This window comes from Corallococcus carmarthensis (assembly GCF_003611695.1).
GTDB lineage: Bacteria > Myxococcota > Myxococcia > Myxococcales > Myxococcaceae > Corallococcus > Corallococcus carmarthensis.
In genome coordinates this window covers 1-6,592 of the sequence record NZ_RAWE01000333.1, presented here as the reverse complement: position 1 = coordinate 6,592, position 6,592 = coordinate 1, and the positions used below count along the sequence as shown (strand labels likewise).

7 protein-coding genes and 1 pseudogene are annotated in these 6,592 nt (G+C 69.5%); all 8 read right to left on the bottom strand.

Annotated features, from left to right (window positions below; all coding sequences use genetic code 11):
• Positions 1-1,226: replicative DNA helicase (dnaB, locus tag D7X32_RS42100; RefSeq protein ID WP_120608140.1), on the bottom strand; the 1,226-nt coding region annotated here is incomplete at its 3' end.
• A gap of 158 nt (positions 1,227-1,384) precedes the next feature.
• Entirely contained in the window at positions 1,385-2,155 is a 771-nt protein-coding gene (locus D7X32_RS42095; RefSeq protein ID WP_120608139.1) for a LytR/AlgR family response regulator transcription factor, read from the bottom strand.
• Positions 2,156-2,186: 31 nt separating this feature from the next.
• Positions 2,187-3,305: a sensor histidine kinase gene (locus D7X32_RS42090; RefSeq protein WP_120608138.1), complete on the bottom strand. Its 1,119-nt coding sequence runs from the start codon at positions 3,303-3,305 to the stop codon at positions 2,187-2,189.
• On the bottom strand, positions 3,302-4,459 hold the full coding sequence (locus tag D7X32_RS42085) for an acyltransferase family protein (RefSeq protein ID WP_120608137.1): 1,158 nt from the start codon (positions 4,457-4,459) through the stop codon (positions 3,302-3,304). The genes D7X32_RS42090 and D7X32_RS42085 overlap by 4 nt, the downstream gene beginning before the upstream one ends.
• Positions 4,460-4,654: 195 nt before the next feature.
• The gene (rplI, locus tag D7X32_RS42080) at positions 4,655-5,098 is read right to left on the bottom strand and encodes a 50S ribosomal protein L9 (protein ID WP_120608136.1); all 444 of its coding nucleotides are present in this window, start codon (positions 5,096-5,098) and stop codon (positions 4,655-4,657) included.
• Positions 5,099-5,128: 30 nt separating this feature from the next.
• Positions 5,129-5,536 carry a 30S ribosomal protein S18 gene (rpsR, locus tag D7X32_RS42075; RefSeq protein WP_120524744.1) on the bottom strand — a complete coding sequence of 136 codons (408 nt, stop codon included), beginning with the start codon at positions 5,534-5,536 and terminating at the stop codon, positions 5,129-5,131.
• A 48-nt stretch (positions 5,537-5,584) separates the two neighbouring features.
• Positions 5,585-6,061 (bottom strand): 30S ribosomal protein S6, encoded by a 477-nt coding sequence (rpsF, locus tag D7X32_RS42070; protein WP_120608135.1) that lies wholly within the window; start codon positions 6,059-6,061, stop codon positions 5,585-5,587.
• Positions 6,062-6,323: 262 nt separating this feature from the next.
• Positions 6,324-6,592: pseudogene (locus tag D7X32_RS42065) on the bottom strand (aminoacyl-tRNA hydrolase); the annotation flags it as partial.

The following is a 6,592-nucleotide window of genomic DNA, read 5'->3' as shown; positions in this document are numbered from 1 at the left end:
TCGCCGCCCTCTTCCTCCGTCTCGCGGTGGATGAACATCACCACGTCGGCGTCCTGCTCGATGGAGCCGGACTCACGCAGGTCGGACAGCATGGGCTTGCCGCCCTTGCGCTCCTCCACCTTACGGCTGAGCTGGCTGAGCGCGATGATGGGCACCTCCAGCTCCTTGGCCAGCTGCTTGAGCGCGCGGGAGATTTCCGCCACTTCCAACTGGCGGCTCTCCACCTTGCCCTTCTGGTGCATCAGCTGGAGGTAGTCGATGACGAGCAGCGACAGGCGCGGGTCCTTCTGCTTCACGCGCCGCGCCTTCGCGCGCAGGTCGAACGGGGACAGGCCACCGGAGTCGTCGATGTAGATGGGCGCGTTGTAGAGCGCGCCCGCCATCTCCTGGAACTTCTCCTCGTCGTGGGGCGACAGCCGGCCGCCACGCAGCTTCTTCATGTCCACGCGCGCGGTGGAAGCGAGCAGACGCATGAGGAGCTGATCCGCGGGCATTTCCAGGCTGAAGATGCCGACCGCCTTGTTCTCCTTCAGCGCCGCATGGACCGCGATGTTCATCGCGAAGGACGTCTTGCCGACGCCGGGACGCGCCGCGAGGATGATGAGTTCACCGGCGTGCAGGCCGGTCAGCTGATTGTCCAGGTCGATGTAGCCCGTGGACAGGCCCGTCACGCCCGTCGCCGCGGTCTTCATCTTGTCCAGCAGGTCGAGCGTCTGCTCCATCAGCTCGCTGACTGGACGCAGGTCGCCTTCGCGCTTCTTCTCCGCGAGGAGGAAGACCTTGCGCTCGGCCTCGTCGAGCAGGACGTCCAGCTCGCCCGTCTCCTGGCTGGCGAGCTCCTGGATCTCCCGGCCCACGTTGGCCAGTCGCCGCCGCAGCGCCTGGTCCTTGACGATGTGGGCGTACTGCACGGCGTTGGCCGCCAGCGGGACGACCTGGTCCAGGCCCATCAGGTACGCGGGACCGCCCACCGAGACGAGCTGGCCGAGGATCTTCAGCTCCTCCGCGAGCGTCAGGTGGTCCACCTGCTTGCTCTGCTGATCCAGCCGCATCATCGCGGCGAAGATCTGCGCGTGCGAAGGGCTGGCGAAGTCGTCCGCGTGGACGACCTCCGCCACGGGCGTGATGAGCCCGTTGTCCGCCAGCACGGCGCCCAGCACCGCGCGCTCCGCGGCGAGATCCTCGTGGACCCGCCGACCTTCCCTACCGTCCAGGACGTTCTGCATGGCTGCTTGGAACCTCTACAGGCAGCGTCTGACACGTTCCAGCGAACGTCCAGTTTCCAGGCAACAGACCTGTAGCACCCGGTGGGTCCGGGAGGGATGCCGTGACCCGCCGTGGCACCTGGGCCCGGCCTCCAGGTGAACCGACCCCGCGCGTCGGGCTATTCGGCGGCGCCCCACTGCTGGAGGAAGGCCTCCCGGTGGGTGCGACTGAGGATCACCGTGGAGCCGTCCTTCAGTACCAGGATGCCGTCCCCATGCGTCCAAGGCTCCAGGCGGGCCACGGCCTCCAGGTTCACCAGGTCACTGCGGTGCACGCGGACGAAGCGGGTGGGGTCCAGGCGCTCCTCCAGGGCCCTCAGCGTCTGGCGCACTAGGTGCTCGCCCTGGGCGGTGTACAGCCGCACGTACTTGTCCTCCGAGGACAGGCGCCAGACGGTGTCCAGGCGCAGCGGCACCCAGCCCTCGCCCACCTTCACCACCAGCCGCTCCAGGGGGCGCTCCGGGCGGGCCCGGGCCACCGTGGCGAGCAGGGCGTCCAGCGCGGCCGTGCCATGCGTGCCCGCGCTCAGCAGCGCATGGGCCTTGTCCAGCGCCCGGGTGAAGCGGCCCGCGTCATAGGGCTTGAGGAGGTAGTCCGCCGCGTGGGCCTCGAAGGCCTGGAGGGCGAAGCGTTCGTAGGCGGTGGAGAAGATGACGGCGGGGCAGGCGTCCGGCCCCAATGCCTCCAGGACCTCGAAGCCGGTGAGGCCGGGCATCTGCACGTCGAGCACCACCAGGTCCGGCCGCAGCGCTTCGATGCGCGCGAGCGCCTCCGTTCCGTCCGAGGCCTCGCCCACGCAGGTGAAGCGCGCGTCGGCTTCCAGCAGGCGCTTCACCTTCGCGCGCGCGGGCGCCTCGTCGTCCACCACCAGCACGCGGAACACCGTCATGACCTGGCCTCCATCAGCACGCGGAACACCGTCATGACCTGGCCTCCATTCGCGGCAGCCACACCGTCACGCGCGCCCCGCCCTCTGGTCCAGCGCCTCGCTCCAGGCGGGCCAGGTCGCCGTGCAGCAACGTGAGCACGCGCCCCAGCTGCGTCAGCCCCACGCCGGGGCCCGAAGCAGGGGAGGGCGCTTCGAAGCCACGCCCGGTGTCCTCCACCTCCAGCGCCCAGCGGTCCGCTTCGGCGCGAGCGCGGATGCGCACCTCCAGCGCTCCAACCCGGTCCTGGTTGTGCTTCACCGCGTTCTCCACCAGCGTCTGCAGCGCGAAGCAGGGCACGCGCTGGGACTCCAACCCCGGCGCCACGTCCCAGCGCACCTCCAGCCGGTCCCCGAAGCGCGCCGCGAGCAGCGCGACGAAACGCTCGGTGTGCCCCCGCTCCTCGGCCAGCGTCCAGGTGGGATCGGTGCGCTCCAGGCTCGCGCGGAGGAGCTGGCCCAGGTCGCTCAGCAGCCGGTCCGTGCGAGGCAGGTCCTCGTACATCACCGACCCGATGGTGTGCAGCGCGTTGAAGAGGAAGTGCGGGTGCAGCTGGCCCGTGAGCGACTGGAGCTGCGCGGCCCGGAGCTCGCCCTCCAGCTCCGCCGAGCGCAGCGCCCGGGCCTGCCGCTCCCGCCACTCGTACAGGAGCGCGATGACCGCGCAGGCCAGACCGTAGGTGACCAGGTCCTTCTGCGCCTCCATCGGCAGCGCGTAGACGGGAGGCCCCAGGTCGTACTCCCCCAGCCCCAGCAGCGCGTAGACGACGTGCCGCAGTCCCGCCATCACCGCGACATGCAGCGACGTGAAGAGGAGGAACGCCGCCGCGTGGATGCCCAGGAAACGCGTCCAGCCCACGCGGGGCGACGGCGCGTTGAGCACCGCCGTCATCAGGACGGGCAGCAGCAGCGTGACGGCCAGCGCGCTGGTCATCTCCCAGATGAACGCCGGCGCCCAGTGGCCGGGATGCGGACGCATGAGCTGCGTCAGCCGCACCGCGCTGCCCTGCCACACGCCCAGCGCCAGACCGAACGCCAGGACCTTCAGCGCCGGACGCACCCGCAGCCGGGGCCAGCGCCACTGCCTGGACGGAGCCTCATCCCAGTCCCTCACCCCACCGCCTCCGGAGCCAGGACGCCGGGACGCGCGGAACGGGGCTTCATGCCGAAGAGGGGACGCAGCCACGCCACGCGGGACACGCCCTCGCACAGCGCCAGCGTGACGGTGAAGGACACGGTGAGCACCGCGAGGAGCATGGCCCAGGGCCCCACCGGCAGGCGCAGGCACAGGTAGCCCACGCAGACGATGACCGTCTGATGGAAGATGTAGAACGGATACGACAGCGCCTGCGCATGCGGCAGCCACGCGGGGGACACGCGCACGTGGTGCCGCGCGTAGGCCAGCGCCACCAGCAGCCCGCTCCAGATGAGGACGGTGCCCCCCACGATGGCGGGCACCACCGGCATCACCGGCCACGGCCACACCCACTCCACGACGAGCGCCGCCAGGAAGAGTGCCAGCAGTCCGTGGCGCAGCGTCACCAGCCGATTCCACACGCCCGGGCAGCGGCCCAGCAGGTGGCCGTACAGGAACAGCAGTCCGTAGAGGAGGAAGGTGCGCGGATCATCGAACAGCGCGTGCGTCTCCGGGAAGTCGCGCAGGAGCACCCGGGTGAGCGCCAGCGGCACCACGAGCCACAACACGTTGACCCCTCGCGACAGCCACGCGTCCACCCTCGCGAGGAACCGCTCCCCGCGCTCCGTGCGCAGCGCCGCGAAGAGGGGCAGGGCCAGGAGGCAGTAGACGAACAGGTAGGCCACGAACCACAGATGGTGCCAGCTGAAGCTGCCCGCGGGGTAGGGCACGAAGCCGAACACCGTCGGGTAGAACGCGGCGTAGCTGCCTTCGAATTGCCCCCGGAACAGCCGCTCCACGTAGATCTGCGGCGGCACCACCACGAACATGCCGAACACCAGCGGCAACAACAGCCGCTTCGTCCGGTCCTTCGCGAAGGCCCCCAGCGTGCGCCGCCGGAGCGCGAACGCGGTGCCCGCGCCGGAGATGACCATCAAGAGCGGCATGCGCACCAGGTGCAGCACGGACATGACGGGCTCCAGCACCGGCAGCGCCTGGGGGCTTTTGACGTGCCACTCCCAGGTGTTGAACATCATCCCGGTGTGGAACAGGTGCAGCACGACGATGGCCAGCACCCGGAGCCAGTCCAGGTCGGGGTGGTGCACGCCAGCGGAGCGGATAGGGGCGTTCATGCGGTGGGGACCTCCAGGCGGTGTCCGCCGCTGAAATACCCACGCCACCGGCCCTGCCTCCACGCGGATGCCGTGGAACGGACCCGCCGCGGCGCGAGCCGGACGTCCAGGGCCCTGGAGACGCGAAAAGGGCCGCCCGGTTGCCCGGACGGCCCTTCCCGTGAAGCCATGGAGCGCTTCAGGTGAAGCGGTGGACTACTCGGCCACCACGTCGACCTTGATCTTCGCCGTCACCTCGCGGTGCAGGCGCAGCTCCACGTCGTAGCTGCCCAGCGACTTGATGGGCTCGCCCAGGTGCAGCTGGCGGCGATCCACCTGCTGACCCTGGGACGCCAGCGCCTCGGCGATGTCCAGCACCGTGACGGAGCCGAACAGCTTGTCCTGCTCGCCCACCTTGCGCTTGATGGTGACCTTGACGTTGCCCAGCTTCTTGGCCTGCTCGTCGGCGGCGCCCTTCAGCTTGGCGCTGCGAGCGGTCTGCACGGACTTCTCGTGCTCCAGCTGGCGCAGGTTCTGCTCGCTCGCCAGGACCGCCTTCTTGCGCGGCAGAAGGAAGTTGCGGCCGAAGCCGTCCTTCACCGTGACGAGCTCGCCGGACTTGCCGAGGTTGTCGATGTCCTCACGCAGAATGACCTTCATGTTCCTGTCTCCTGTGTTGCGGACCGGCGACTAGCCGACCACCGCGTTGTAGGGGAGGAGCGCGATGCCGCGGGCGCGCTTGATGGCGACCGCCACCTCACGCTGGTGCTTCGCGCAGTTGCCGGAGATGCGGCGGGGGATGATCTTGCCGCGCTCGGTGACGAAGTACTTCAGCGTCGCCTGGTCCTTGAAGTCCACCGACGCGTTCTTCTCCGCGCAGAAGCGGCAGACCTTCTTGCGGCCGAAGCCGCGGCCACCGCGCTTGTCGTCGTCGCCGCCCATGCCGCCGCGGTCGCCACGATCACCACCACGGTCGCGGTCACCGCCGCGATCACCGCCACGGTCGCCACCGCGCGAACCGCCGCCGTAGCCGCCACCGCCACCACCGGGGCCGCGGGAAGCGCCCGCGCCCTGCTTGCTATCCATGCCGTTGCTCATGAACGTTCTCGTTTCCTGGAAGGTTGGGGGAAGGTCCCGTCAGAAGGCTTACGCCTCCTCCGGGGACTCCTCTTCCGAATCGCCACCCGCGAACTCCGGGGCCTCGCCACGGAAGCCACCCTCGCGCTCGGCGGGGGCGCCCGGACGGGTCTCCTCGACGTCGCCGGCCAGCTTCAGGTCCTCGAGGACCGGACGGGACTCGGGGTCCACTTCGTCCGCGATCTTCACGGAGATGTAGCGGGTGACCTCGTCGAGGTTGCGCAGGTTGCGCTCGATCTCCGCCACCAGCTTGCCGTCACCCAGGAAGCTCGTGTGGACGTAGATGGCGCGCGGCTGCTTGGCCACGGGGAACAGGGTCTTCTTCTTCCCCCACACCGTGAAGCGGAGGACCTTGCCGCCCTCGCGCGAAACGATGCCGCGGACGCGCTCCTTGAGCTTGTCCACGTTGTCGTCGGTGAGGTCCGGCTTGACCAGGAAGATGGTCTCGTACTCACGAAGCCGCTTGGCGGCCTGCGTCTCTGCCATGTTTCTCTCCCCTTGGGGTCGAGTGCCCCCCGGACCATCCGGGGAGCGGGGAAACGGTCTGTGACCCTCGAAGGTCACCACCGGGGACGGGAAATCTTCGCGCGCCCGTCACCACCGCGCCTTGGCCCGTGCCTGAACACGGGAAGCTTTGAAAGAACATCCCCCTGCAAGCGTGGGACACACTCCGGGGGAAGGGGCTTCTAAGAGGACCCCTCCTGGAAAGTCAAGCGGAGCAGAGGGGGCAAGCGGCCGGACTGCTGCTTCAGGCCTTGCGGTTGTGGCGGTTCATCGCCGTGGCCAGCCCGTCGCGCACCCAGCTCTCCGCCATGTCCGCCGCCCTGGCGATGAGCTCCTCCAGCTGCCGGCGCTCGCCGTCGTCGAAGTTGGACAGCACGTAGCCCGCCACGCGCTCCTTGGCGTTGGGGCCCTCCGGCTTGCCAATGCCCACCCGCACGCGGATGAAGGCGTCCTCGCCCAGGCACTGCACCATGCTCTTGAGCCCGTTGTGCCCGCCCGCGCCGCCCCCTGCCT

Excerpts from the sequence above, each read along its gene's own strand:
- rplI (WP_120608136.1), bottom strand. The coding sequence starts at position 5,098 with ATGAAGGTCATTCTGCGTGAGGACATCGACAACCTCGGCAAGTCCGGC.
- D7X32_RS42085 (WP_120608137.1), bottom strand. The coding sequence starts at position 4,459 with ATGAACGCCCCTATCCGCTCCGCTGGCGTGCACCACCCCGACCTGGAC.
- rpsR (WP_120524744.1), bottom strand. The coding sequence starts at position 5,536 with ATGAGCAACGGCATGGATAGCAAGCAGGGCGCGGGCGCTTCCCGCGGC.
- D7X32_RS42095 (WP_120608139.1), bottom strand. The coding sequence starts at position 2,155 with ATGACGGTGTTCCGCGTGCTGGTGGTGGACGACGAGGCGCCCGCGCGC.
- rpsF (WP_120608135.1), bottom strand. The coding sequence starts at position 6,061 with ATGGCAGAGACGCAGGCCGCCAAGCGGCTTCGTGAGTACGAGACCATC.